This window comes from Clostridium sp. YIM B02555, assembly GCF_022320955.1.
GTDB classification, from domain to species: domain Bacteria; phylum Bacillota; class Clostridia; order Clostridiales; family Clostridiaceae; genus Clostridium; species Clostridium saccharoperbutylacetonicum.
Map to the genome: position 1 here is coordinate 62,585 of NZ_JAKJJY010000010.1, position 22,795 is coordinate 85,379.

The following is a 22,795-nucleotide window of genomic DNA, read 5'->3' on the forward strand; positions in this document are numbered from 1 at the left end:
TCTTTTAAACTTGTACCTATTCTTTTTTTATAATTATCCACAATCCCTCTTCATCATCTTTAATTCTATATTTTTTTATGCCAGCTTCTTTTAAAATTTTAGTATAAAACTCAGCATCATTTCCTTGAGTGAATTTTTTTCTTCTACTTCCCCAATCTTCTCCATTTAATTCACTCATTTTTTTATATATTTCTTTCTTTAATTTTTCATTACCAAAGCCACCTCCTATATATGCTATTCCATCTTTTGTGAGTACCCTATAAATTTCTTTAAAACTCCCTATTTTATCTTCCCAAAACCATACAGAACCTCTGCTTACAATTAAGTCAATACTTTCATTTTCAAGCTCAATATTTTCAACATTTCCCAATAAAATGTTTGTCCTAGTTTCAACCTTAAGAGCTTTGCTTCTCTGTTTTGTAATATCTAAGGCATATTTATTATTATCTAAAAAAATAAAATCCAAATCAGTAATATTCATAAGGGCAAAACCTAGATGTCCTCCACCGCAGCCTATATCCATGCATACTCCATCTACAATTTGAGCTTCAGTTTTAATTTGCTGCGCAATAAGAGGATAGATAGGAAAAAATACATTTTGCGCAATTTCATCAAATTCATATGCTTTATTCATAATTACAATCTCCTTAATTAACTTATTATTGGAATACAAGTTTTAATTTTCTCTCCATTATCTTTATTAAATTCAGCAAGTTTAACTGTTATACCATAAGCCTTTTTCATATTTTCTTCTGTTATTATTTCATCTGCACTTCCAAAGTTAATATCACCATTTTTCTCAATCAAAGCAATTTTTGCAGAACATAAAAAAGCATGTTCTGGATAATGTGAAGTCATCACTATACTTATTCCAATTTTAGATAGCTCATTAATTTTCTTTAGAACCCTAATCTGATTCCCAAAATCTAAATTTGAAGTAGGTTCATCCATTATGAGAATTCTAGGATCTTGTATAAGTGCCCTAGCAATTAAAACCAACTGCCTTTCGCCTCCACTAATTTCTGTATAAATTAAAGCTTTCAAATAGCCTACGCCTAGTTTTTCTAAAATTTCTTCTGCTTCTTTATAATTTTTTTTTGAAGGACTTTCAAAATATCCTAAATGGGCGGTTTTTCCCATAACTACAACATCTAAAACTTTATATGGAAAAGGTGGTGTATGAACTTGGGGAACATAAGCTATATACTTTGCTAATTGAATATTAGATAAATTATTAATTTTTGTTCCATTTAAAATTATTTCACCTGATATTATTTTTAAAAATCCAAGTATACTTTTTAATAAAGTTGTTTTTCCAACGCCATTTGGCCCTAATATACATAAGATTTCCCCTGCTTCTATTTCAATATTTATATTTTTCAAAACAGGCCTTTTCTTATAACCACAACAAAGATTTTTAATTTCTAAACTCATAACCACCCCTTCCTTCCATTAAAAAGCAAATAGATGAAAAATGGTGCTCCAATCATTGATGTAAGTATCCCTATAGGTAACTCCATTGAAAATAAGCTTCTTGATATATTATCTACAATAAGCAAAAAACTACTTCCAATGCTTATGGATACTGGAATTAATTTCTTATAATCTGGTCCAGCTATAAGTCTCGATAAATGAGGAATTACAAGCCCAATCCATCCAATCATTCCACTAATTGAAACTACTGCTGAAGTCATAATAGTTGATGCAAATATAACTATAAAGCGTATTTTTATTGTATCTACTCCCATTGATTTTGCTTCGTCTTCTCCAAAGGATAAAACATTTAATTTCCATCTAAGAAGTATTAACGGTAGTAATCCTAAAATAATTGGTATTATTAGCAGTATTAAATCGCTCATATTTATTGATGATAATGAGCCCATTAACCAAAAAGTTATTGCTGGAAGCTTACTAGTAGGATCTGCAACATACTTAATTAATGACAAAAGTGATTGGAACAAGGTAGAGATAACCATGCCAGAAAGTATTAATGTCAATATTGTATTACTTTTTCTTTCAATAATTGAACTTATTAAGTAAGCTAGAGTAACAGCCCCTAAGCCAAATATAAAAGATGTAATTTGTATTCCCACTACATTGAATGATAACAATATTCCAAGTCCAGCGCCAAAACCAGCACCTGCTGATGCTCCTAATATATCTGGTGATACCATTGGGTTCCTAAATACACCTTGATAAGAGGCCCCAGAAGCAGATAAAGCTCCCCCAATTAACATAGCTGAAATTATTCTCGGTAATCTTACATTGAAAAAAATCGTTTCAATATTGCTAGGCAAATTACTATCAATTCCTTTTAATTTACTAAATACCAAGGTTATCAGCTCTTGAATAGTTATTGAATATCTGCCAATTGTAATTGATACTATAAAAGTGATTATTGGTAGAAGCAAAAATCCAATCCTTATAAATTTTTCTTTGTTAACTTTCCTATTACTTTTATAAACCACCTCTGTTCTATTCTCTATTTCCATAGACACTCCCCTCTCTATTAATATTTACAATAGAAAAAGCCCCCAAAGAGATTTATACATTTTTGTATTCTCCTCTTTGAGAGCTCATATTAATCATTCATAACAAAACATAACAAAACGTAACTATATATTATTATATTATTCCTTTAGAATATTTTGTCAATAGTATTAAAATAATATTTCCACATTTTTTTGTGTGTTAAATAAAATATTATATTGTATTTTTATAAAATCAATGTTACTATAAAAAAAATCCAACAAAACATAATAAAACGATGTAAAACATAACTATAATCAAATAATGAATGTGAGGTTTTATTTATGAAAAAAAGAATTATTCTTTCAACATTAACTACTTTAATCTTATCTGCTTTTATTATTTCCTGTAGTTCTCAAAAAGATTCAAATTCCGCCCCAAAAGATACAACTAACCAATCAGAAAAAGCAGTAGAGCTAAATATATCTGCTGCAGCTAGTTTAAAAGAAGCAATGACTGATATTCAAACTGAATTTAAAAAGGTTAAACCCAATGTAACCTTAACAGTTAATTTTGGTGCCTCAGGCTCTCTTCAGCAACAAATTGAACAAGGAGCTCCTTGTGATATCTTTATTTCTGCAGGCCAAAGTCAAATGAAAGCTTTAGATAGTAAATCTTTACTTCTTGAAGATACTAAGAAAGATTTAGTAAAAAATGATTTAGTACTTGTTGGACCAAAAGATACTAAATTGACTGGATTAGCTGATTTAAATACTGATAAGGTCAAAAAAATTGCTGTAGGTGAACCTAAGAGTGTGCCTGCTGGACAATATGCAGATGAAGTATTTACTAAGCTTGGAATAAAAGATGCAATAACTTCGAAACTCGTATTTGCAAAGGATGTAAAAGAAGTACTTGCCTGGTCTACTTCTGGAAATGCTGATATAGGTTTTGTTTATAAAAGCGATGCTTTAAGTAGTAAAGATGCAAAAATTATTGAAACTGTTCCTGAGGACAAGCATTCACCTATAACATATCCAATTGGAGTAATTAAAGCCAGCAAAAATGCGGATACTGCAAAAGCTTTTGAAGACTTTTTATTTACTGATACATGTAAAAAGATATTTGAAAAGTATGGTTATGGTTTAGCTTAACCATATACAATTATCAGTTCACAATTGAATTTTGATAGTTGATACTTTCAGCAAATGCAATTGGGCACATTAGAAAATTTCTAATCTGGAGAAGGTTGTTAATTTTTCAAATGTGCCTTATTATCAATAAATTCACCTATTCTTTAATTACTTTTTAAGGGGGACTTAATATGGATTATGCACCTTTATGGATTTCTGTAAGAACAGCTATTATTTCAACTATCATAACATTCTTTGTAGGAATTTTAATTTCTTATTGGATGGCAAATTTCAATGGAAAAGCTAAAGGAATAATAGATGGACTTTTCACCTTGCCTTTAATTCTTCCTCCAACTGTCGTAGGATTCTTTTTGTTATTACTCTTTGGAAAAAATGGTCCAATAGGAAAGCTATTAGAACTTTTTAACACTTCAATAATCTTCAGCTGGAGTGCTACAGTAATTGCAGCAATAGTTGTATCATTCCCAATGATGTACAGAACTACACGCGCTGCTTTTGAGCAAATAGATATAAATATAATTTCTGCTGCTAGGACTCTAGGTCTTAGCGAATTTAAAATATTTTATAAAATAGCTATTCCATTAGCAATGCCAGGTATAATTGGAGGACTAGTTCTATCTTTTGCTAGAGCTATTGGTGAATTTGGTGCTACATTAATGATAGCTGGAAATATTCCTGGTAAGACTCAAACGATGCCACTTGCCATCTTTTTTGCAGCTGAAGGTGGAGATATGGAAAAAGCATTGCTTTGGGTTATAATAATTGTATTATTATCTTTGATATTAATATTATTAATGAATTATTGGTCAGAAATTCAACTTAAACTAATGGGAAGAAGGTCATAAATATGTCATTATACATAGATGTTGAAAAGGAATTTTCTTCTTTCAAGTTAAACGTAAACTTTAAGCATGAAAGAGGAATTCTAGGTTTTTTAGGAGCCTCTGGCTGTGGCAAAAGCATGACCTTAAAATGTATTTCAGGTCTAGTTACTCCATCAAAGGGAAAAATTATTGTAAATGATTCAACTTTTTTTGACTCAGAAAAAAGGATAAATTTATGTCCACAAAAAAGAAAAGTTGGTTACTTATTTCAAAATTATGCCTTATTTCCTCATATGAATATAATAGATAATATTGAAGTTGGTATTTCTAGTTTACAGGATAAAGAAAAAAAAGCTGTATGTAAAGAGTATATAGAACGCTTGGGAATTTCTGGATTAGAAAAGCATTATCCCTGGCAACTATCTGGAGGACAACAGCAAAGAGTAGCTTTAGCTAGAGCACTAATCACTAATCCTGATACCTTGCTTTTAGATGAACCTTTTTCAGCACTGGATCAACATCTTAGAAACAATTTAGAAAAAGAATTATTGTCTATATTAAAAAGCTATAAAGGCAATGTTATTTTTGTGACTCATGATATAGCTGAAGCATATAGAGTTTGTGACGATATCATAGTATATGAAAATGGAAAATCGTTAGAAAAAAGAGAAAAGAAAGCTTTATTTAAACGCCCAAAAACACTTTCTGAAGCAACTTTAACAGGTTGCAAAAACATTTCTAAAGCTAAGAAGACAGGTACATATACTATTTACGCTGAAGATTGGGGATATGAATTTGTAATGGCTGAGGAGGTTCTTGACAATGTACAATATCTTTGTATACGCGCACATGATCTAGAGGTTTACAATGGTGAGAAATTAGAAAATACTTTTTCTTTTGTTATTGAAAACATAATAGAAAATCCCTTTGAATTCACTCTATTTTTGAAGAATAAAGCGGTTCCTTCTTCAAGTCAAATTGAATATAAACTTGAAAAAAAGTATATGAAATATTGCATAAATGAAATAATCTCGTTAACTTTTCCTAAAGATAGTTTATTTTATTTTTAAATAACCACTGTATAGGTTATATAGCAAAAAAGTAATGAAGGATTTCTGAAGAATTCTTCATTACTTTTTTTATGTTCATATTTCATCAAAAGTTGCTTAAGCCATTACCATAACTGATGTAGCTTTAATGACTGCAGTAGCATCTGAACCAACTTTTAAATTTAATTCTTTTACAGCCTCCATTGATATAGTAGATGAAATAACTATATCTTTAGCTATTTCTATTTTTACAGATGCATTTACTGCTCCTTCCTTGATTTCTACCACTTTTCCAGCGAATTGATTTCTTGCACTTAACTTCATAATATTCCTCCTCAAATGTAATTTCTATTATTTTAATTATAAGTATATTTAATCCATATTTCAATCAAATTTGCTAATATTTCATCAATTTTCTATATATTCCGAAAAAAAGAAAATTAATTTTCAAAAGACTCTATAGATATCTAATTTAATAATCAAACTTACAAATGGAATATACATGAATCATTGAGAAATTATAGCCGTAACACTACACTAGAAATCATATACATTTTTCTGGAAGCTGGCATGTGAAATTGAGCTATTGAAGGTTGTTAGTGGAAGGTTGTTCCATTTTCTGCTTGTCATAAATTTACTTTAGGAACATGCAGAAATGGGTGCAACCTTCCACTTAGAACCTTCCAGCGAAAATTTCACTAGTCCTGTGGAAGATAAATGTATCTGATTTCGGTAATTGTTGCATAAATCTAATTCTCGTTTTGGATATCTATATTTTCGAAAAATTTTTATTCAAATTTAACATATTCGCATTTATTTATATTTTCTATTATTTCATGTTCTACAAGGTTTATATTTGTTTTTCCTATATATCCGAATTTACATTTATTGAATTTAATATAATTCATAGCTTTATAGAAGGTTGAATGGTTCATATATTTTGTATAAAAAAATATGTAATCAGAATTATTCAGTGTTGCAATATCAAAGTTTTCATTAAATCCGTTTAAAGTTCTTATTCCTGGATACTTTATTCTAAATCGTCTTCTCCATTCTTTATCCCCACCAATTATTATAATTTTCCTATTATTAATATATTCCTTTAGCTCGTTATCTATAGGAATTTTTTCAGAATTATCTATAGAATTATATTGATATTCTTGGAAAGACTCCAATTCCAACCTAAGCTTCTTTTCTTCCTTTAATCTATTTTCAAGTATTGCAATTCTATTTTCCATAATTTTAATTTCTTGCTTGTGAAGATTATTGAGTTTTTTAAGTTCATTATTTAAACTCTTTTCATAAACCAATTTTTCTTTGATTAAGTCTGTAACTTCTACTTTTAAAGTATCATTTTCTTTTTCAATATAATTTAATTTAGCTTTTATATCATCTAATTCACATTGCTTTACTTCCCCATTGTTTTCCATATATCTTTGTCTTGTATTTTTGTATTCATTAATAAGAGATTGTATAAATATGCCACTTACAATACTAGGCATAATTAAATCTTCTTTCTTATTTTTGCTTCCCCTTATATAAGATAAAATTATTTTATCAATATCAATAAATTCAGATTCAACAAAGGTGTGATTTATATTTATTTTATTAGATATAAACAAGTCATCCATAAAGTCTCCCAAATTATGAATGTCCTCATTTCTATGGCTTAAAATATCTTTGTAACTAAAGAATTTTCCATATTTATTTTTAATTAATGTTTTAATTTCTTGTATTTGAATTTTATATTTCTTCAGCTCATTTTCAACATCTTGATTGATTAAATTTCCAAATTCAAACTCCTCTATATCATTTAAAATAGACATTACAAACCCTTGATCCACCTTTTCAGGTGATATATACACTGCAAAATATAAATAAAGGGCTGCATCAAATTTAGCTTCTATATTTCTTGTTAAAATATCCATTTTCATATACTTATTTTTTAATTTTTCTTTATCATGTTTTTTTACAGTTGTATATATAATAGGATAGTATTTTCTAAGGAGCTTAAGTAATTTATTTCTTAGGTTAACTTCATATTCAGCTTCCAATAGTATTCCTAAAACTTTTCTTGCAGATATCTCATGTTGAAGAGTTCCTTGACTAATAATGATATTATCAGCACTTGCAGGATTAACAATTATATTGTGATACCTTTGAAGTGTATCAGAGTATAGTTTATCAAGCTCTTTTTTAATATCATTCCTTTTAGCTATACCAAGACTTATATTAGCAAAAATATAATTTTTTATTATATCACTATCTATATTTAAATTATTTGAAATGATTTCAGAAAAGGAACTAATACTTATTTTATTTAAACTGGTATTTTCTATATATTCCATCAGATTTCCTCCTTTCTTAATTTGTAGGATTCTATAATTTAAAGTTAAAATCTATAATTAATCTTGTAGTTATCTTCTTATATATCTTAATTATTATGATTAATTAAGATAATATAATCGTTTTGTCCTGTTTTTGAAAATTCATAATTCAAATTTTGTGTTTTCAATTCAGGTTCTAACCAATTGGGAATATGACTGCAAATTACAATTAATTCATTAAAGTTATTATTATTTAAAAAAGGTCTCAAGGCCTGTTTAGTTGTGGTCCCAGTGTTGTGTTTTTGTATTTCTTTTAAACTTAAAATATAATATCCTTTTTTGCCAATCTCCTTTGGATAAATAGTACGCCTTTTTTCATTATATTTTGAAGTTATTATAAATTTAATTTCTTCTTCCTCTTCCTCTTCTTTTTTAGAAACATATTCAAGAATTTCATTTTGCTTTCCTTCCATTTTCCATATACTGATCCCAAAGTTATTAAGCATTTCATGAATTAAATCAGGTATTTCTTTTGAAACAAAAACTTTACAATTATTCAAAGCCTCTGAAAGATTTAAAGTATTTAAAAGTATATTTTCATCTAAATTAAAAATCTCTACTGATGTTTCTTCTTCTACACTCCATTTATCATTATTCTTAGAATAAATTCTAACAAATCCATTTGCACTTAAATCAGTTATTTCTCCCAAATTATTTTCGTATATTGCAATTTTTTTAATCATAACTCTCTCCTTTTATACATTATTTTCATTCACGGTATATTAATACTTTGTGAAATAAATCATCAATAACAATTATTTAGTCTTTAAAAAATAATATAAAAAAAGCCCAATTAATATACCTATAAGTATAAAAATTAGACTCCATAGTCAAATATTTAATAAAATAGAAGAATCGATAAATAAAGTATTATAAGTTACTTATTATTATAATTATTAATAATACTTTTTTCAATATTTTATCTATATAAAATAGGATAATTATCTACTAATAAAAGATTTTCACATCATAAGATCTACATAAAATTATGACACATATCTATTATTTATTTAAAAAACTTCTTTTAATACCAAAATTTATACATTTAAGGTAATTATACTTTACATTTCGCCAAAATAATATAAAATTAGAAATTAAAAGGAGGTTTTGTATAAAAATACATTTAATAAAAATTAATTAATATTGTTTTTGAAAGGGGAAAATCATGAAAAAAAATATAATATCTCGTTTTATTGCTACAGCATTAGTATTTTCAACATTAGTAATTGGAAACACTACAGCCGCACAAGCTAAAACATTAAACCCAAACACTGGGAAATCTAACACTACAGTATCAAATTTAAATGGAAATAATGGACAAGCATTAAATACTAGCTGGGGATTAGGTTCAAAACAAACCGAATATGTTAGTAATAACAAATCCTATGATTGGTATATAGATCAAGGACACACAGGTCAAGATTCAAATAATAATTGCGGTCCAACTAGTACTGTTATGGCACTTAAGTGGCTTAATCCTAATTTCATTGGAACTGTTGAAGCTGCAAGAAACACTTATCCTGAAAATGATGGTTGGTGGTATACAAACGATGTTACAAACTTCCTTGATTTAAATAACGTAAAAACATATGCCGTTAAACAAAATGTTACAGAAAATCTTTTAAAAAGTGAATTAAAAAAAGGTAACATAGCTATACTATGTGTTAAAATGTCTTACATACCTTACAATAAAAATAGTGAACAAAGAGTAGGACGATTCTATAGTTATGATGGTGGACATTTCATTGTAGTAAAGGGTTATAGAGTTGTAGATGGAAAAACTTATTTTGAAGTTTATGATCCAAATAATTGGGATGAACAATATAACGATGGACAAGAAAAAGGAAAAGATAGATACTACTTATCAGCAAATTTAGTAAAAGCAGCAAGTGTTTGGTGGAATTACTCTATCGTGATACAACCAAGTTCAAACTATTAATTTATAATTAATAATGTTCTGATAGAACATTAGTTGTTGGCTTTTTTATTGTGTGCATATATTTTACTCACAATAAAAATTGCCACCTACTTAAGAATATAGGTGGCAAATAGCTGGTAATAAAAAAATATTATATTGAGTACTATTTATTTAATACTTTAAGATTAAGATTAAAATTAAGCTCTTGGGTGGGTATGCATATAAATATAATTTATCTTATCATTATTAATAATCTCATAATAGGTATCCATATAAGTTAAGACTTGATTACCAAGCAACTTTTGAACTGCTCGTACATTTGCTCCATTTTGAAGTAAATGAACTGCAAAAGAATGCCTGAAAGTATTTAAATTTACATCTTTATCTATTCCAGCTTTTCTTGAATACTCTTTTACAATTCTCCAAATACCTTGTCTAGTAAGTTTATTTCCATTTAAATTTACAAAAAGATTAGCTACTCCACATTGTGCAATTTTATATCTTATACTTAAATATTCTTCTAGGGCTTTACAAGCACTCCTTCCAATTGGGATAAGCCTTTCAAAATGTCTGTTGTCAGTGCATCTTACAAAATTTAAATCAAGGTTAACATCTTCAACATTCACTGAAATTAATTCAGAAACTTTCATTCCAGTAGCATACATAAGTTCTAATAATGCATTATCCCGTATCCCTTTAGAACAATCCTTTTCAACGATTCTAATTATTTTGTCAACTTCTTCAACTGTTAAGATTTGCGGCAATTTTCTATTATTCTTAGTACTTTTATATTCAATTTTAGGGACTTCTTTTATTAATGTTTCATTTTTTAAATATGAATAGAAATTTCTAAGACTAATTACAATTCTATTTATAGATCTTTCTGATTTTCCCTGATTGATTAAATTATCAATGTATGACATTACTGTTAACTTATCACTACTGTACAAATCTAAATCCTTTTTAGTTAAGAATTTAAGATAAAGGCTTACATCAGTTACATATGCATATATTGTATTCTCACTTTTCCCACTATCAAACAAATAATTTTTATAATTATTTATACAATTTATCATTACTATCTCCTATACCATTGATTATGAATATTATTTGACATATTTGTCAAATTTCCTTTAGTTATCGTTATGTGCGTATTTTATAAATAGAATTTTTGTGCCACAAATCGTATTAAAGATGGTGAAACATAAGTTTCAATTAATATACCCATTGCAAAAAGTATTATGATTACGATTAACTTAGAAAAAACACCATCAAAAAATTGACTTTGAATCTTTACTCGTTTAATAAATTTTCCTTTGAATTTTTCTGTTGACATGGATAAACTGATAACACTCAATGCTATATAACAGGGAATATATATTAAGTTTTGAGGAATAACAGATGCCAAGGCTAGTCCAAGACCTTTTCCTTCAAAAGTTATAACAATAAAAGAAAAAGTATACCCTAATGTAAAACCTTTTAGTAAATCTAAAATCAATATAACCGGGGCTCCAAAAAATGTTAAACCTAATAAAAATATAGGTATAATTAGTAATATATTTTTCTTTATGACTTCAAATAGTAAATTCCCATAATTAGTAGGTTGACTGCCAATGGAATTAGCAAAACTAGAAAAATAATTAGTTAAATCTCTTTTATCCGATGTCCCCATATATTTTACAGTATAAAGTCCAAAGGATATTCCTAAACAAAACATTATTAATACAATAAAAAAATAGGCTTTTTTATCCCTAAAAGTAGCATTTAGTTTATTAAGTAAATAATTCATCTCTTATTCCTCCTTCAGTTACTCTAAAATATACTATGTTTAATATTCTAAATTTATTCCGATACCTAATTATAGATATGTAAAACAATAAGATATATTTTTTGTGCACAAAGACAATTTATAACAATATACATAAGAATTTTATATTTCTTACCTTATTAATAATTTATTTCTTAGTTCATGTATTATGAAAATGTTGAAATATAGAAAAAAATATAGGTAAAATTATTACCTATATTTCAAAACCATATTAATTAGCTGCTTGTAAAATTTTAAGTTTTTCATAAGCTTTTTGTGTATATGGGGTTGGCACTCCTACCGCTTTTCCCATACGACATAAGTCACCACAAAACAGTTCTAATTCAAATTTTCTGCCTGAAATCACATCTCTATGCATAGAGCTGATACTCTTTTTTGATAACTTTTTTAAAGTTTCAATTGAAACTTCATATATATTCTCAGCAAGTTTTATCCCCTTTGATCGACCTACTTCTTCGCATTCTTTTGCAACATTACAAAATGTTTCAAATTTCATTTTATCCTCTAATATACCTTTTACTCCAACGTCATAATATGAATCTGTTATATTAAATGCACAGTTAAAAACATATTTATTCCATGCAAAAACTTCAACATCTTTTTTTATTTCACAAATTATACCTGCTTTCGTTAAAACATTATAAATCAATTCTAAATATATTTTATAAACAGGACGGTTTTTGTTCGTGGATATAACTATTTTATTACTCTTAATTATTTCTTTTCTATCATTTACAACTTTTGAACTAGTATACATTGCTGCATCTAATATTTTACCTTTTCTTAAGTAAGAAAATAATTTGTATCCAATATCGACACCATTAACAATAGGAATGACCAGAGTATGTTCATGTACCATTTTCTCTATAGCCTTTGCAGCAGCTTTTAATGAATAACCTTTTACACAAATAAATACGATATCCATGATTCCAGCTTCTTCTGCATTATCTGTAATTAAAGTTGGAAATACTGATAATTTTTCATTTTCATTATTATCTAAAACTATTCCATCCTTCTTTAATTTTTTTAAAGCTTCTCCTTTTGCAATTACATAAACCTCTTCATTGTTTTTAGAAAGCATTGAACTAATATATTCGCCTATTGCTCCCATTCCTATTATTCCTATTTTCATAACAACTTCTTCCTTTCTTGAATCTTATACATTCAATAATTCCTTTTCGTATTTACATTGTATAATGTTTTTAGATATAATTGAAATATATATTAGTTATGAATACTATAAACAGGAGTTATGATATGAGTATTGATTTAAATCTTTATAAAGTATTTTTCATAGTTGCAAAATGTAAAAATATATCACGTGCTGCTGAGGTTCTTTATGTTTCTCAACCGGCTGTAAGCAAATCTATCCGCACCTTAGAAAACTCTCTTAAAATTAGTCTTTTTTCTAGAAGTTCCAAAGGTGTAACTTTAACGCCAGAAGGACAAGTATTATTTGAACATATAAAAATAGCCTTCGACCAATTTTCATTAGGTGAGCACATTTTAGAAAGATTAAAAAATAAAGAGATGGGAAATATTAATTTAGGAGTTAGTACAACTATAGGAAAAAGTTATTTCTTACCTAAATTTCAGGAGTTTTCAAAACAATATTCTGCTTTTAAGATTAAGATAATTAATAAACCTACTTTAGATACAATAAAACTTGTAGAGGAAGGAAAATTAGATTTAGGCATAATTGCAACCACATCTAATAATTTGGAATTAGAATTTATTAAAATCAAAGAAATACATGATATTTTCGTTGCTAGCAATAATTATATAAAAAAAATAAAAATATCATCTACTGATGATATTTTTAAAAAAGGTTCCTTTATGTTATTAGAAAGTCCTAATTCAACCAGGGAATACATTGATAATTATTTAATATCTCAAAATTTAAGCATTACTCCAGATATTGAAGCTAGCAATATGGACTTCTTAGTTGAAGGTGCAAAATTAGATCTTGGAATAACGTCGGTTATAAGAGAATTTTCTCTTACAGATTTGCAAAATAGACTTCTTGTTGAACTACCACTAAGAACACCAATTCCTTCAAGATATATAACTGTCATTTACAAAAATTCTACAGATTTATCCATTGCTGCTAAAACGCTTATAAATTGCTTGAAAGTCTAATTGATTATTATGAGCTGATGAAATTTAGTTATATATCACACTTAATTCATCAGCCTATTTTTGATGGAACTAAGAGATTTCAGTCTAAACCAATTAATCCAGTGCTTAATTATTAATTTTAGGATTAATGCTTCTCAATATTAATGTTGACCAATCACTATTTTTATTCTCTATCCAATCACAATTTACATCTAAGAATTTAAGCCAAGCGTTAAGCCCATGGCTTTTTTTACTTACATTTGGTGATTTTCTTCCGTGAATTTCTTTTATATCTTCTAAAAGACTAACTTGCTCATCTTTATATAATTCTTTATTTAATAAATCTCGAATTATCTTTACACATTCTAGGTAAGCTATTCCATCACCTAAATATAATTCATCTGCATATACTTGACGTTCCTTATTTAATAAATCAGTTATTTCATTAATTTCATCTTTATTCGATAAGTATTGTTTAACTCTTTTTAAAGCATCAATATCATTATCCAATTTATTAATTGTTTTTTCTAACTTTTCAAATCTCATTTAAACTACTCACTTTTCATATTAATTTAATCTTCACATAAAATGATGAAGTCTATAACATTATAACATAATAATGTTTTTTTATTTTATTTTTGCATTAATTCCATCATAAAGATATTGTAAATATTCAATATTAACTTTATTCTCTATTAATTTATCCATCCTTGCTTTTGCCATCTTTATTGTACTTTTTGCTTCCTTAAAATCTTTATCCTTAATGCAATTACTCGTATATGTTAGTAAGTAATCTATTTTTAAAACATCTTCTGCTAAGTCATCTTTATTTTCATTTACTAAATCAACTAATAATGAATATACTTTAGGTGAAGTTGTATTTTTACTTTCACTTAAAATATCTGTATTTCTACTATTTTTCTTTGCCATAATTTAAAAACACCTCATTTCCAAAAAATTATAGCACAATTTTTGAAATAAAATAATAGAATTTTTATTATTAATTAATTTAGTATAAACCGTCCTTCAAATCTCTTATAAATTCAATCACTGGTTGCTTGCCTTCTGCCATCCTTTTTACTATTGCACTACCAACAATTACTCCATCACAGTAATCTTTAATTTCTTTTACGACTTCTCTTGATGAAATGCCAAAACCAATGCACATTGGTATGTTTACTATTTTTCGAACTTCAGCTAAATATTCTTGAGTTCCGCTGTCCAAAGTTGTTCTTTCCCCTGTTGTTCCATTGGTAGAAACACAATATACAAAGCCTTTAGCATCCTTTGTTATTGCTGCTATTCTATCTCTTGATGTTCTTGCTACTAATGGTATCAAATATATCCCATTGATCTCGCAAATCTTATTAAGTTCTCCTCTTTCTTCAAGAGGAACATCTGGTACAATTAATCCATCTGCACCACTCATTGCTGCTTCTTTAATAAAATTTTCTATCCCATTAAAATAGACAACATTGAAATAAACCATTAAAACAACTGGTATTTGTGATTTTTCTCTTACTAATTTAACACAATTAAATACATCTCTTAATTTAGTACCGTTATTTAAGGCTTTAGTATATGCATTTTGTATTACTGGACCATCAGCAAGAGGATCACTAAAAGGAACTCCAATTTCAACTAATGTGCTTCCTTCCCTATCTAATTCTATAATTAATTCTGCTGTTTCTTCAATTGTAAGATCTGCTCCACAAGTTACAAATGGTATAAGTGCTTTTTTATTATTTTTTTTAAGTTCATTAAAAGATATATCTATTCTATTCATTATTCTTCACCAAGATATGAAAGCACAGCATCCATATCTTTATCTCCTCTCCCTGATAGATTTATAATCATTATCTTATCCTTGCTCAAAGTTGGCGCAAATTTTTTTGCATAAGCGATTGCATGTGCTGATTCCAAAGCTGGTACTATTCCTTCAATTTTAGTCAAGTACATAAATCCATCTCTTACAGCTTCATCATCTGTTACACTAACATAAGTTGCTTGATTAGTTTCACAAAGATAAGCATGTTCAGGACCAACACCAGGATAATCAAGACCTGCTGATATGGAATAAGCCTCGAGTATTCCACCATCATTGTCTTGAAGAACATAGCTTAACATTCCATGAATAATTCCCTTTTCCCTTTTTGACATAGTTGCAGCATGCTTATCAGTTTCAAGACCTTTTCCTGCACCCTCAACTCCTATTAGAGTTACTTCTTTATCATTTATAAAAGGATAGAATATTCCTATAGCATTACTTCCTCCACCAACAGGAGCTAGGATATAATCTGGAAGTTTTCCTTCCAGTTCTAAAATTTGCTTTCTAGCTTCATCTCCTATAACCCTTTGAAAATTTCTAACCATTGTAGGATATGGATGTGGTCCTAAGGCTGAACCTATAATATAAAAGGTGTCTTCAACATTGGAAGCCCAATACCTTATGGCTTCAGTTACTGCATCATTTAAGGTTCTAGCACCATTTAATACTGGAACCACTTCTGTTCCTAAAAGCTCCATTTTTTTAACATTAATTGCCTGCCTCTTTATATCTTCCTCTCCCATAAAGACTTTGCATTCCATTCCAAATTTTGCTGCAACTGTAGCTGTAGCAACGCCATGCTGACCAGCACCAGTTTCTGCGATAACTTTCTTTTTCCCCATTCTTTTAGCTAAAAGCACTTGTCCTAAAGCATTGTTTATTTTGTGAGCTCCTGTATGATTTAAATCTTCCCTTTTTAAATAAATTTTCGCACCATTTAAATCTTTAGTCATATTTTCAGCATAGTATAAAGGACTAGGTCTTCCAGTATAATATTTTAAATAATACATATACTCGTCCATAAATTCTTTATCATCTTTTACCTTATTATAAGCATCTTCAAGTTCAATAAGAGCAGTCATTACAGTTTCAGGAACATATTGTCCACCAAACTCATTAAATCTTCCTTCCATTTTCATACCTACCTTTCATATTTTAGTCATGTACAATCCATATTTAATAATTGATTTAATTAATATATTTTGTAAAAATAGTTATTCAAAACTTAAATATCTCCATTTAAAATCAACTTAATTGATCATTTGGCATTGAATATTGATAATTGAAGTTTATCATCCTTAATCATTTAAAGCTCTGACCTTTTCAATAAGATCTTTCATTTTATCAAAAGATTTCGTTTGTTTTTCATTATCATCTACAATCTCAACTCCAGAGGAAACATCTATACCAATAGGATTAGCTTTTTCAATTCTTTCGACTATATTTTCCGGAGATAATCCTCCTGCTAAAATGAAATTATTCTTTTTGTTATTAGTATTTTTCAAGGATTGTTTTCCAAAGTAATTTTTAATTTTTTCTAAAGAAAATGTTTCCCCGCTTCCTGGATTAGAACCATCAATAAGAAAATTATCAACTAATTTATCTTCTCTATTATTATTTTTTAAATTATAATTTTCAATTTGTTCTATATTATTTATTGATAATGCTTTCCAGATTTCAATTTGTTTATTCAAGCTACCTTTTAAGCTGCTTATATAATTTTCATTTTCTTCTCCATGAAGTTGAATAGCATTGAGATTTATCTCTTTAATAACTTTTAAAATCTCATCAATTGGATTATCTTTAAATACTCCAACTGTTTTAATATCTTTATTTAATAAATTAATTAATATTTTGGCCTTATTTACATCAATTTGTCTCTTACTCTTTGTAAATAAAAAACCTACATAATCTGGTTTTAAAATATTTAAATATTCTATTTCTGTTTCATTAGTTATTCCACATATTTTAATTTTAATCATATATACTCCTCACATTTGCTGCTAAAAATCATAAGGAACATTGAAAATAAATAACAAGTCGTAAATTGCTAATATAAGTTCTTATGTTGCAGAATAGCTGCTCCTTTTAAGATTGATCCGTATTGCAGCATAGCTGCTCCTTTTCTAAGGTGCATAGCTGCTCTTTTTTAAGATTGATCCGAATTGCAGCATAGCTGCTCTTTTTTTAGGTGTATAATTTCTTTATTTTTTTGGTTGTTGTTTCTAAAATTTTTATATTGATTTTTAAAAGCTTTATTGTCTATATTCCTCATAAACAATTCTCCTATCAATACTCCATTAGCTCCAAACTGACTTATGGTTTTTAGATCTTCAATACTCATAATTCCACTTTCAGCTATAATTATTTTATCTTTTGGTATATAGCTAATAAGTTCTTTTGTTGTATTAAGTGCTACATTAAAGGTCTTTAAATCCCTATTATTTATCCCAATAATTTCACAATCAAATTTTAAGGCCAAATCTAATTCTTCTTTATTATGAATTTCAACTAAAGGTTCTAAATTAAATCTCTTTGCTTCCTTATAAAATTCTCCTAACTTATCACCTAAAACACTTACAATAAGTAAAATACCACTTGCTCCAAGAACTTTAGCTTCATAAATTTGATAAAAATCTATTATAAAATCTTTTCTAAGAATAGGTATATGTGAAGCTTTTCGTATTTCCTTAAGATAGTTATCACTACCTAAAAAGAAATCTTCTTCAGTTAAAATCGAAAATACATCTACACCTATGTAGGTATAATAATTTAATATTTCTTTTATATTAAAATTTTCAACTATTATACCTTTTGATGGCGAAGCTTTCTTAAATTCTCCTATTACAGATAAGCCATCATTAACTAATTCAGCTCTGAAAGGATTGATATAATTTGATTCTTTTTCAGCTTTAACAATTTGTAGAGCTTGCTTTTCTAATTCTTTTATTGGAATTTCTTGTTTTCTCTTATTAACTCTTATTTTTTTCTTTGCTATAATATCATCTAAAATCAAAATATCACCTCACATTAACTTATATTCACAAGTTCTTTATATTTCTCAAATGCAATTCCTGAATCAATAAGCTCATTGGCTTTTTCTATGCCAACTTTTATTGAATCAACAAGTTCTGCTACATAAAGTGCTGCTCCAGCATTTAAAGCAACAATATCTCTAGCGGGCCCTTTTTCACCTTTTAAGATTTTTAAGATAATTCTTGCATTTTCTTTAGCATCTCCACCTTTTATTTCTTTTAATTCAGCTTTTTTAAATCCAAGGGTCTCAGGATCTAATTTATAAGATATTAATTTCCCATTTTTAATTTCACAAACATTTGTTGTTGTAGTTGTTGTTATTTCATCTAGCCCGTCATCACCACATACTACCATTGCTCTATTTAATCCTAAATTTAATAAAGCTTCTCCAATAGGTTGAATTAATGTTTTATCATATACTCCTAAAAGTTGTCCAGTTAATGGTGCTGGATTTGAAAGTGGTCCTATTATATTGAAAATAGTTCTTGTTCCTAATTCTTTTCTTTCATTTGCAACGTTTTTCATTGCTCCATTGTACATTGGTGCAAACAAGAATGCCATTCCATTTTTTTCGATTATTTCTCTGCTTTGATTTTCATCAAAATCAATCTTTATACCAAGTTCATTAAGAACATCAGCGCTTCCACTTTTGCTTGAAACTGCACGATTTCCATGTTTAGCAACTTTTGCACCACCACTTGCAGCTACTATTGCTACTGCAGTGGAAATATTAAACGTCTTAGCACCATCTCCACCAGTTCCACAAGTATCTATCAAATGCTTTGGCTTTACAATTTTTACTGGTGTAAAATTATCCCTTAATGCTTTAACAGCACCTAAAATTTGACTTGGAGTTTCTCCATTAATCTTAAGACCTATTAAGAAAGCACCTATTTGTGCTGAAGTTGCTTCTCCTCTCATTATTTGATTAATTACAGCTCTAACTTCATCTTCTGATAAAACTTCTCTTGAAGTTAATTTTTTTATTGCAATTTCTATTGTCATTTTATCTTCACCCTCTTTCATTTAATTTTCTAATGTATCTTTACAGATGTTAATTACAAAATTTCCAATCATATGTTTACCTTTTGGTGTATATATTGATTCAGGATGAAACTGAAGCCCAAATACATCAAATTCTTTATGCTTTATAGCCATAATGTCATTTTTCTCAATGGTAGCTGCTATAACTTCAAGACAATTAGGAAGTGAGCTATTTTCAACAATTAAGGAATGATATCTCATCACATCTATTTTTCTTGGTACTCCTTCAAAAATATCTTTTCCCTTAACTTGTACCTTTGAAGTTTTCCCATGAAAAATTTCATCAGCTCTAATGACCTTACCACCATAAGCAGTTGCTATACTTTGATGTCCAAGACATATTCCTAAAATAGGGATTGTTTCCCCTAACTTTTGTATAACTTCTATAGAAATTCCAGCATCTTCTGGTACTCCAGGTCCTGGTGATATTACTATACCTTTAGGACTAAGCTTTTCTAACTCATCAATGGTAATTTCATCATTTCTAAATACTTTAGTTTCAGCATACTCACTTAAATATTGATATAAATTAAATGTAAAGGAATCATAATTATCAATTAAAATTATCATCTCAAAACCTCCTTTAAAACCATCAATTTATTTTGAATTTCCTCAAATTCTTTTTCTGGCACTGAATCATATACAATTCCTGCTCCAGCTTGGAGATATGCTGTTTTAGCTTTTAAGATTATAGTTCTTATAATAATTGCCATGTCCATATCTCCACCATAAGAAAAATATCCCACTGAGCCTGAATAAATACCTCTTTTACATTCTTCAAGTTCCTCTATTATTTCCATAGCTCTTATTTTGGGGGCTCCTGAAACTGTACCCGCTGGAAGACATGCTGCTAATGCTTCAAAGCCATCTTTATTATCTAATATATCTCCAACAACTTTTGTGGTTATATGCATTACATGAGAAAATTTTTCAACTTTCATAAAATCACTTACATTAACGGTTCCTATTTTACTAACTTTACCTATATCATTTCTCCCAAGGTCTACAAGCATAACGTGTTCTGCAAGTTCCTTTTCATCTTCCATAAGTTCTTTTTCAAGGATGCTATCAATTTCTGGTGTTTCTCCTCTTTTTCTAGTACCTGCTATTGGATTAGTAGATACTTTGCCATTTTTAACTGATACCAGACTTTCTGGAGATGATCCAACAACCTGATAATCATCATAATCAAGTAGGAACATGTAAGGAGAAGGATTTTCTTCTCTTAATCTTCTATATATTTCTAAGTATGACTTTTCAGTTTGGCACTTCATCCTTTGAGATAAAACAATTTGAAAAATATCTCCAGCTAAAATATGTTCTCTAGCTTTTTTAACATTTTCAATAAATTTTTCTCTAGAGGTATAGAATTCAAAGGAAACTTCCTCTCTATCATCAGGTTCTTCTGCTAGAACTGGCTTATAAAGAAGACTGTTTATATATTCTTTTTGTGATGCAATTATTTCATCATATTCTCTTTGATCATTCTCCATAATGTTATCTACAATATATACCTTATGAGTAAAATGATCATAACAGAGATATCTATTATAAAAATTGAAACGTATTATAGGCATTTTTAAATCATCTGGATTTTTAAAATTTAGTTTTTTTTCATATAGTTGTATAGAATCATATCCCATATATCCAATAGCTCCGCCATTAAACGAAAATGGATTTGTACTTTTATCAAAACTAACTCTAATTTCCTTTTTTAATTGGTCTACTTCTCCTTGACCGTCGCCACAAATTTCCTTATATGGATTTTCTCCCATATATGAATATCTACCAAAATAATTTTCCTTACTTCCACTTTCAAAAATAAATCTTCTGCTACCACTAAACCCTCTTAGTATTTTTATTGGTGTAATTTCATCACCTCGAAATTCACTTATTACTGAAAAAATAATATTTGATTTTTTCTTTTCAATAAAACTTTCTTTTGAAATATTGATCATACCCTTACCTCCTTTAATCTTGGTCATTTTATTTGTTTCAAATACCAGCTAAATAGACCTCAATAGTAATTTATCTATATTTTTTAGAAATATAAAAAGCCACTCCGTCCATCAAATTGGGACGAAGTGACTCGCTGTGCCACCCAAATCTTAATATCAAGTGATACGAATTATTATATATAAAAATTTTAATCAATTTGTATAAAAATAAAACTTTATCCCAACACACCTATTGATTAATAAATTTATATATACAAAAAGCACTTCGTCCAAATAGGACGAAATGCTATAATTCCGTTATACCACCTAATGTATATACTATCAGATACTAAAATTGAGAAAATTAACTATACTTCTAAGCTAAAAATATTTCCTATTATAAAAATACTATTTAACTCTCAAAATTTATATCCTGTCATTTTAACGGCTGACTCCCGTATATCCCTACTCTTAAAATTTCAAGATATCACCTCAAAGACCCATTCAATAACATCTTTAGCATTCGATTCTCACCAAACATCGAATTCTCTTTATACTTAGTTTTATTATCTACTATTCTTATCAACGGTTTTAACTTGTAAAAAATATAACATATTTTCCTATCAGTTACAAGGCTTTTTTAAAAAATTTTCGTAAAATTCATTCAATTGGAATTATTTTTTATATTAGCATCATAAAGTATAGGCATTAAATATAATACATATCTTCTTTTTTGTATTCTTTATAATTATTCACTAAATCTTCTAATGTCATAGAATTAAAGAAATTAACTATCTTATTATTTATTACATTCCATAAGTTTTCACTTATAAAATTTTCTATATCATTTTCATCGCGTTCAATATCAATCAGCAATAAATCACCTTCTAAAACACTTAAAATATCTCCTATTCTAAAATCTTTAGGCTTCTTTGCTAAAAAATATCCTCCTTGAGCTCCTTTTTTAGCATTAATTATTCCACCTTTTCTTAAAGAAGAAAATATTTGTTCCAAGTATCTTTCTGATATCCCTTGTCTCTCAGATATGCTTTTTACAGTAACCATATCTGATGAAGAGAATAAACATATATCAATTAAAGCCCTTAATCCATATCGACCTTTTGTTGAAATTTTCATAAAATCACCATTTTTCCTTTCAATTTTTAATGGAAGTATATTATTTAGTCAGTTTATTAACTAAGA

At 28.0% G+C, this 22,795-nt stretch carries 24 protein-coding genes; 5 read left to right on the top strand and 19 right to left on the bottom strand.

The window, feature by feature from the left end; translation table 11 throughout:
• Nucleotides 1-16: 16 nt before the first annotated feature.
• The 3 genes from L3B98_RS15140 to L3B98_RS15150 are packed head-to-tail and all read right to left on the bottom strand — an operon-like array spanning nucleotide 17 to nucleotide 2,492.
• Nucleotides 17-634: a class I SAM-dependent methyltransferase gene (locus L3B98_RS15140; protein ID WP_238917343.1), complete on the bottom strand. Its 618-nt coding sequence runs from the start codon at nucleotides 632-634 to the stop codon at nucleotides 17-19.
• A gap of 17 nt (nucleotides 635-651) precedes the next feature.
• Nucleotides 652-1,434 carry an ABC transporter ATP-binding protein gene (locus L3B98_RS15145; protein WP_238917344.1) on the bottom strand — a complete coding sequence of 261 codons (783 nt, stop codon included), beginning with the start codon at nucleotides 1,432-1,434 and terminating at the stop codon, nucleotides 652-654.
• The gene (locus tag L3B98_RS15150; RefSeq protein WP_238917345.1) at nucleotides 1,431-2,492 is read right to left on the bottom strand and encodes an iron ABC transporter permease; all 1,062 of its coding nucleotides are present in this window, start codon (nucleotides 2,490-2,492) and stop codon (nucleotides 1,431-1,433) included. Before L3B98_RS15150 ends, L3B98_RS15145 begins: the two co-directional genes overlap by 4 nt.
• Before the next feature lie 321 nt (nucleotides 2,493-2,813).
• Between L3B98_RS15150 and modA the strand changes: the two genes are divergently transcribed.
• The 3 genes from modA to L3B98_RS15165 all read left to right on the top strand — a co-directional run bounded on the left by modA (nucleotide 2,814) and on the right by L3B98_RS15165 (nucleotide 5,517).
• Nucleotides 2,814-3,623 (top strand): molybdate ABC transporter substrate-binding protein, encoded by an 810-nt coding sequence (modA, locus tag L3B98_RS15155; RefSeq protein ID WP_238917346.1) that lies wholly within the window; start codon nucleotides 2,814-2,816, stop codon nucleotides 3,621-3,623.
• A 170-nt stretch (nucleotides 3,624-3,793) separates the two neighbouring features.
• On the top strand, nucleotides 3,794-4,468 hold the full coding sequence (modB, locus tag L3B98_RS15160; protein ID WP_238917347.1) for a molybdate ABC transporter permease subunit: 675 nt from the start codon (nucleotides 3,794-3,796) through the stop codon (nucleotides 4,466-4,468).
• A gap of 2 nt (nucleotides 4,469-4,470) precedes the next feature.
• Nucleotides 4,471-5,517, top strand: coding sequence for an ATP-binding cassette domain-containing protein (locus L3B98_RS15165; RefSeq protein WP_238917348.1), 1,047 nt, complete (start codon nucleotides 4,471-4,473; stop codon nucleotides 5,515-5,517).
• 96 nt (nucleotides 5,518-5,613) lie between these two features.
• On the opposite strand, the gene L3B98_RS15170 is transcribed toward L3B98_RS15165, so the two are convergent.
• From L3B98_RS15170 to L3B98_RS15180, 3 genes are all read right to left on the bottom strand, one after another.
• Nucleotides 5,614-5,820, bottom strand: a complete 207-nt coding sequence (locus tag L3B98_RS15170; protein WP_015393145.1) for a TOBE domain-containing protein — start codon at nucleotides 5,818-5,820, stop codon at nucleotides 5,614-5,616.
• Nucleotides 5,821-6,284: 464 nt separating this feature from the next.
• A complete protein-coding gene (locus tag L3B98_RS15175; RefSeq protein ID WP_238917349.1) occupies nucleotides 6,285-7,844 on the bottom strand; it encodes a hypothetical protein in 1,560 nt (519 codons plus the stop codon).
• Nucleotides 7,845-7,930: 86 nt separating this feature from the next.
• Nucleotides 7,931-8,566, bottom strand: coding sequence for a Fe-only nitrogenase accessory AnfO family protein (locus L3B98_RS15180; RefSeq protein WP_015393143.1), 636 nt, complete (start codon nucleotides 8,564-8,566; stop codon nucleotides 7,931-7,933).
• A 482-nt stretch (nucleotides 8,567-9,048) separates the two neighbouring features.
• Between L3B98_RS15180 and L3B98_RS15185 the strand changes: the two genes are divergently transcribed.
• On the top strand, nucleotides 9,049-9,822 hold the full coding sequence (locus tag L3B98_RS15185; RefSeq protein WP_077363265.1) for a C39 family peptidase: 774 nt from the start codon (nucleotides 9,049-9,051) through the stop codon (nucleotides 9,820-9,822).
• A gap of 176 nt (nucleotides 9,823-9,998) precedes the next feature.
• On the opposite strand, the gene L3B98_RS15190 is transcribed toward L3B98_RS15185, so the two are convergent.
• The 3 genes from L3B98_RS15190 to L3B98_RS15200 form a co-directional block, all read right to left on the bottom strand.
• Complete coding sequence (locus tag L3B98_RS15190; RefSeq protein WP_015393141.1) at nucleotides 9,999-10,877, bottom strand: tyrosine-type recombinase/integrase; 879 nt, start codon at nucleotides 10,875-10,877, stop codon at nucleotides 9,999-10,001.
• A gap of 80 nt (nucleotides 10,878-10,957) precedes the next feature.
• Entirely contained in the window at nucleotides 10,958-11,590 is a 633-nt protein-coding gene (gene spoIIM, locus L3B98_RS15195) for a stage II sporulation protein M (RefSeq protein ID WP_077363263.1), read from the bottom strand.
• A 250-nt stretch (nucleotides 11,591-11,840) separates the two neighbouring features.
• Complete coding sequence (locus L3B98_RS15200) at nucleotides 11,841-12,761, bottom strand: 2-dehydropantoate 2-reductase (protein ID WP_015393139.1); 921 nt, start codon at nucleotides 12,759-12,761, stop codon at nucleotides 11,841-11,843.
• 125 nt (nucleotides 12,762-12,886) lie between these two features.
• On the opposite strand from L3B98_RS15200, the gene L3B98_RS15205 reads away from it, so the two are divergent.
• Nucleotides 12,887-13,768 carry a LysR family transcriptional regulator gene (locus L3B98_RS15205; protein WP_238917350.1) on the top strand — a complete coding sequence of 294 codons (882 nt, stop codon included), beginning with the start codon at nucleotides 12,887-12,889 and terminating at the stop codon, nucleotides 13,766-13,768.
• A gap of 105 nt (nucleotides 13,769-13,873) precedes the next feature.
• Here L3B98_RS15205 and L3B98_RS15210 read toward each other — a convergent pair whose 3' ends face one another.
• From L3B98_RS15210 to L3B98_RS15255, 10 genes are all read right to left on the bottom strand, one after another.
• Complete coding sequence (locus tag L3B98_RS15210) at nucleotides 13,874-14,293, bottom strand: hypothetical protein (RefSeq protein ID WP_077363257.1); 420 nt, start codon at nucleotides 14,291-14,293, stop codon at nucleotides 13,874-13,876.
• Between the two features lie 81 nt (nucleotides 14,294-14,374).
• Nucleotides 14,375-14,677 carry a hypothetical protein gene (locus tag L3B98_RS15215; RefSeq protein WP_015393136.1) on the bottom strand — a complete coding sequence of 101 codons (303 nt, stop codon included), beginning with the start codon at nucleotides 14,675-14,677 and terminating at the stop codon, nucleotides 14,375-14,377.
• A gap of 79 nt (nucleotides 14,678-14,756) precedes the next feature.
• The gene (gene trpA, locus L3B98_RS15220) at nucleotides 14,757-15,533 is read right to left on the bottom strand and encodes a tryptophan synthase subunit alpha (protein ID WP_238917351.1); all 777 of its coding nucleotides are present in this window, start codon (nucleotides 15,531-15,533) and stop codon (nucleotides 14,757-14,759) included.
• Entirely contained in the window at nucleotides 15,533-16,708 is a 1,176-nt protein-coding gene (gene trpB / locus L3B98_RS15225; protein WP_238917352.1) for a tryptophan synthase subunit beta, read from the bottom strand. Before trpB ends, trpA begins: the two co-directional genes overlap by 1 nt.
• 165 nt (nucleotides 16,709-16,873) lie before the next feature.
• Nucleotides 16,874-17,557 (bottom strand): phosphoribosylanthranilate isomerase, encoded by a 684-nt coding sequence (locus tag L3B98_RS15230; protein WP_077363251.1) that lies wholly within the window; start codon nucleotides 17,555-17,557, stop codon nucleotides 16,874-16,876.
• 167 nt (nucleotides 17,558-17,724) lie between these two features.
• Entirely contained in the window at nucleotides 17,725-18,591 is an 867-nt protein-coding gene (trpC, locus tag L3B98_RS15235; RefSeq protein ID WP_238917353.1) for an indole-3-glycerol phosphate synthase TrpC, read from the bottom strand.
• Between the two features lie 14 nt (nucleotides 18,592-18,605).
• Nucleotides 18,606-19,616: an anthranilate phosphoribosyltransferase gene (gene trpD, locus L3B98_RS15240; protein ID WP_015393131.1), complete on the bottom strand. Its 1,011-nt coding sequence runs from the start codon at nucleotides 19,614-19,616 to the stop codon at nucleotides 18,606-18,608.
• 21 nt (nucleotides 19,617-19,637) lie between these two features.
• Entirely contained in the window at nucleotides 19,638-20,225 is a 588-nt protein-coding gene (locus tag L3B98_RS15245; RefSeq protein WP_015393130.1) for an aminodeoxychorismate/anthranilate synthase component II, read from the bottom strand.
• The gene (gene trpE, locus L3B98_RS15250; protein ID WP_238917354.1) at nucleotides 20,222-21,613 is read right to left on the bottom strand and encodes an anthranilate synthase component I; all 1,392 of its coding nucleotides are present in this window, start codon (nucleotides 21,611-21,613) and stop codon (nucleotides 20,222-20,224) included. Before trpE ends, L3B98_RS15245 begins: the two co-directional genes overlap by 4 nt.
• Nucleotides 21,614-22,300: 687 nt before the next feature.
• A complete protein-coding gene (locus tag L3B98_RS15255) occupies nucleotides 22,301-22,729 on the bottom strand; it encodes an Rrf2 family transcriptional regulator (RefSeq protein ID WP_015393128.1) in 429 nt (142 codons plus the stop codon).
• Nucleotides 22,730-22,795 lie beyond the last annotated feature (66 nt).

Bases quoted from the DNA above. Each gene is read 5' to 3' on its own strand.
- L3B98_RS15140 (WP_238917343.1), bottom strand. From the start codon at position 634: ATGAATAAAGCATATGAATTTGATGAAATTGCGCAAAATGTATTTTTT.
- L3B98_RS15145 (WP_238917344.1), bottom strand. From the start codon at position 1,434: ATGAGTTTAGAAATTAAAAATCTTTGTTGTGGTTATAAGAAAAGGCCT.
- L3B98_RS15150 (WP_238917345.1), bottom strand. From the start codon at position 2,492: ATGGAAATAGAGAATAGAACAGAGGTGGTTTATAAAAGTAATAGGAAA.
- modA (WP_238917346.1), top strand. From the start codon at position 2,814: ATGAAAAAAAGAATTATTCTTTCAACATTAACTACTTTAATCTTATCT.
- modB (WP_238917347.1), top strand. From the start codon at position 3,794: ATGGATTATGCACCTTTATGGATTTCTGTAAGAACAGCTATTATTTCA.
- L3B98_RS15165 (WP_238917348.1), top strand. From the start codon at position 4,471: ATGTCATTATACATAGATGTTGAAAAGGAATTTTCTTCTTTCAAGTTA.
- L3B98_RS15170 (WP_015393145.1), bottom strand. From the start codon at position 5,820: ATGAAGTTAAGTGCAAGAAATCAATTCGCTGGAAAAGTGGTAGAAATC.
- L3B98_RS15175 (WP_238917349.1), bottom strand. From the start codon at position 7,844: ATGGAATATATAGAAAATACCAGTTTAAATAAAATAAGTATTAGTTCC.
- L3B98_RS15180 (WP_015393143.1), bottom strand. From the start codon at position 8,566: ATGATTAAAAAAATTGCAATATACGAAAATAATTTGGGAGAAATAACT.
- L3B98_RS15185 (WP_077363265.1), top strand. From the start codon at position 9,049: ATGAAAAAAAATATAATATCTCGTTTTATTGCTACAGCATTAGTATTT.
- L3B98_RS15190 (WP_015393141.1), bottom strand. From the start codon at position 10,877: ATGATAAATTGTATAAATAATTATAAAAATTATTTGTTTGATAGTGGG.
- spoIIM (WP_077363263.1), bottom strand. From the start codon at position 11,590: ATGAATTATTTACTTAATAAACTAAATGCTACTTTTAGGGATAAAAAA.
- L3B98_RS15200 (WP_015393139.1), bottom strand. From the start codon at position 12,761: ATGAAAATAGGAATAATAGGAATGGGAGCAATAGGCGAATATATTAGT.
- L3B98_RS15205 (WP_238917350.1), top strand. From the start codon at position 12,887: ATGAGTATTGATTTAAATCTTTATAAAGTATTTTTCATAGTTGCAAAA.
- L3B98_RS15210 (WP_077363257.1), bottom strand. From the start codon at position 14,293: ATGAGATTTGAAAAGTTAGAAAAAACAATTAATAAATTGGATAATGAT.
- L3B98_RS15215 (WP_015393136.1), bottom strand. From the start codon at position 14,677: ATGGCAAAGAAAAATAGTAGAAATACAGATATTTTAAGTGAAAGTAAA.
- trpA (WP_238917351.1), bottom strand. From the start codon at position 15,533: ATGAATAGAATAGATATATCTTTTAATGAACTTAAAAAAAATAATAAA.
- trpB (WP_238917352.1), bottom strand. From the start codon at position 16,708: ATGGAAGGAAGATTTAATGAGTTTGGTGGACAATATGTTCCTGAAACT.
- L3B98_RS15230 (WP_077363251.1), bottom strand. From the start codon at position 17,557: ATGATTAAAATTAAAATATGTGGAATAACTAATGAAACAGAAATAGAA.
- trpD (WP_015393131.1), bottom strand. From the start codon at position 19,616: ATGACAATAGAAATTGCAATAAAAAAATTAACTTCAAGAGAAGTTTTA.
- L3B98_RS15245 (WP_015393130.1), bottom strand. From the start codon at position 20,225: ATGATAATTTTAATTGATAATTATGATTCCTTTACATTTAATTTATAT.
- trpE (WP_238917354.1), bottom strand. From the start codon at position 21,613: ATGATCAATATTTCAAAAGAAAGTTTTATTGAAAAGAAAAAATCAAAT.
- L3B98_RS15255 (WP_015393128.1), bottom strand. From the start codon at position 22,729: ATGAAAATTTCAACAAAAGGTCGATATGGATTAAGGGCTTTAATTGAT.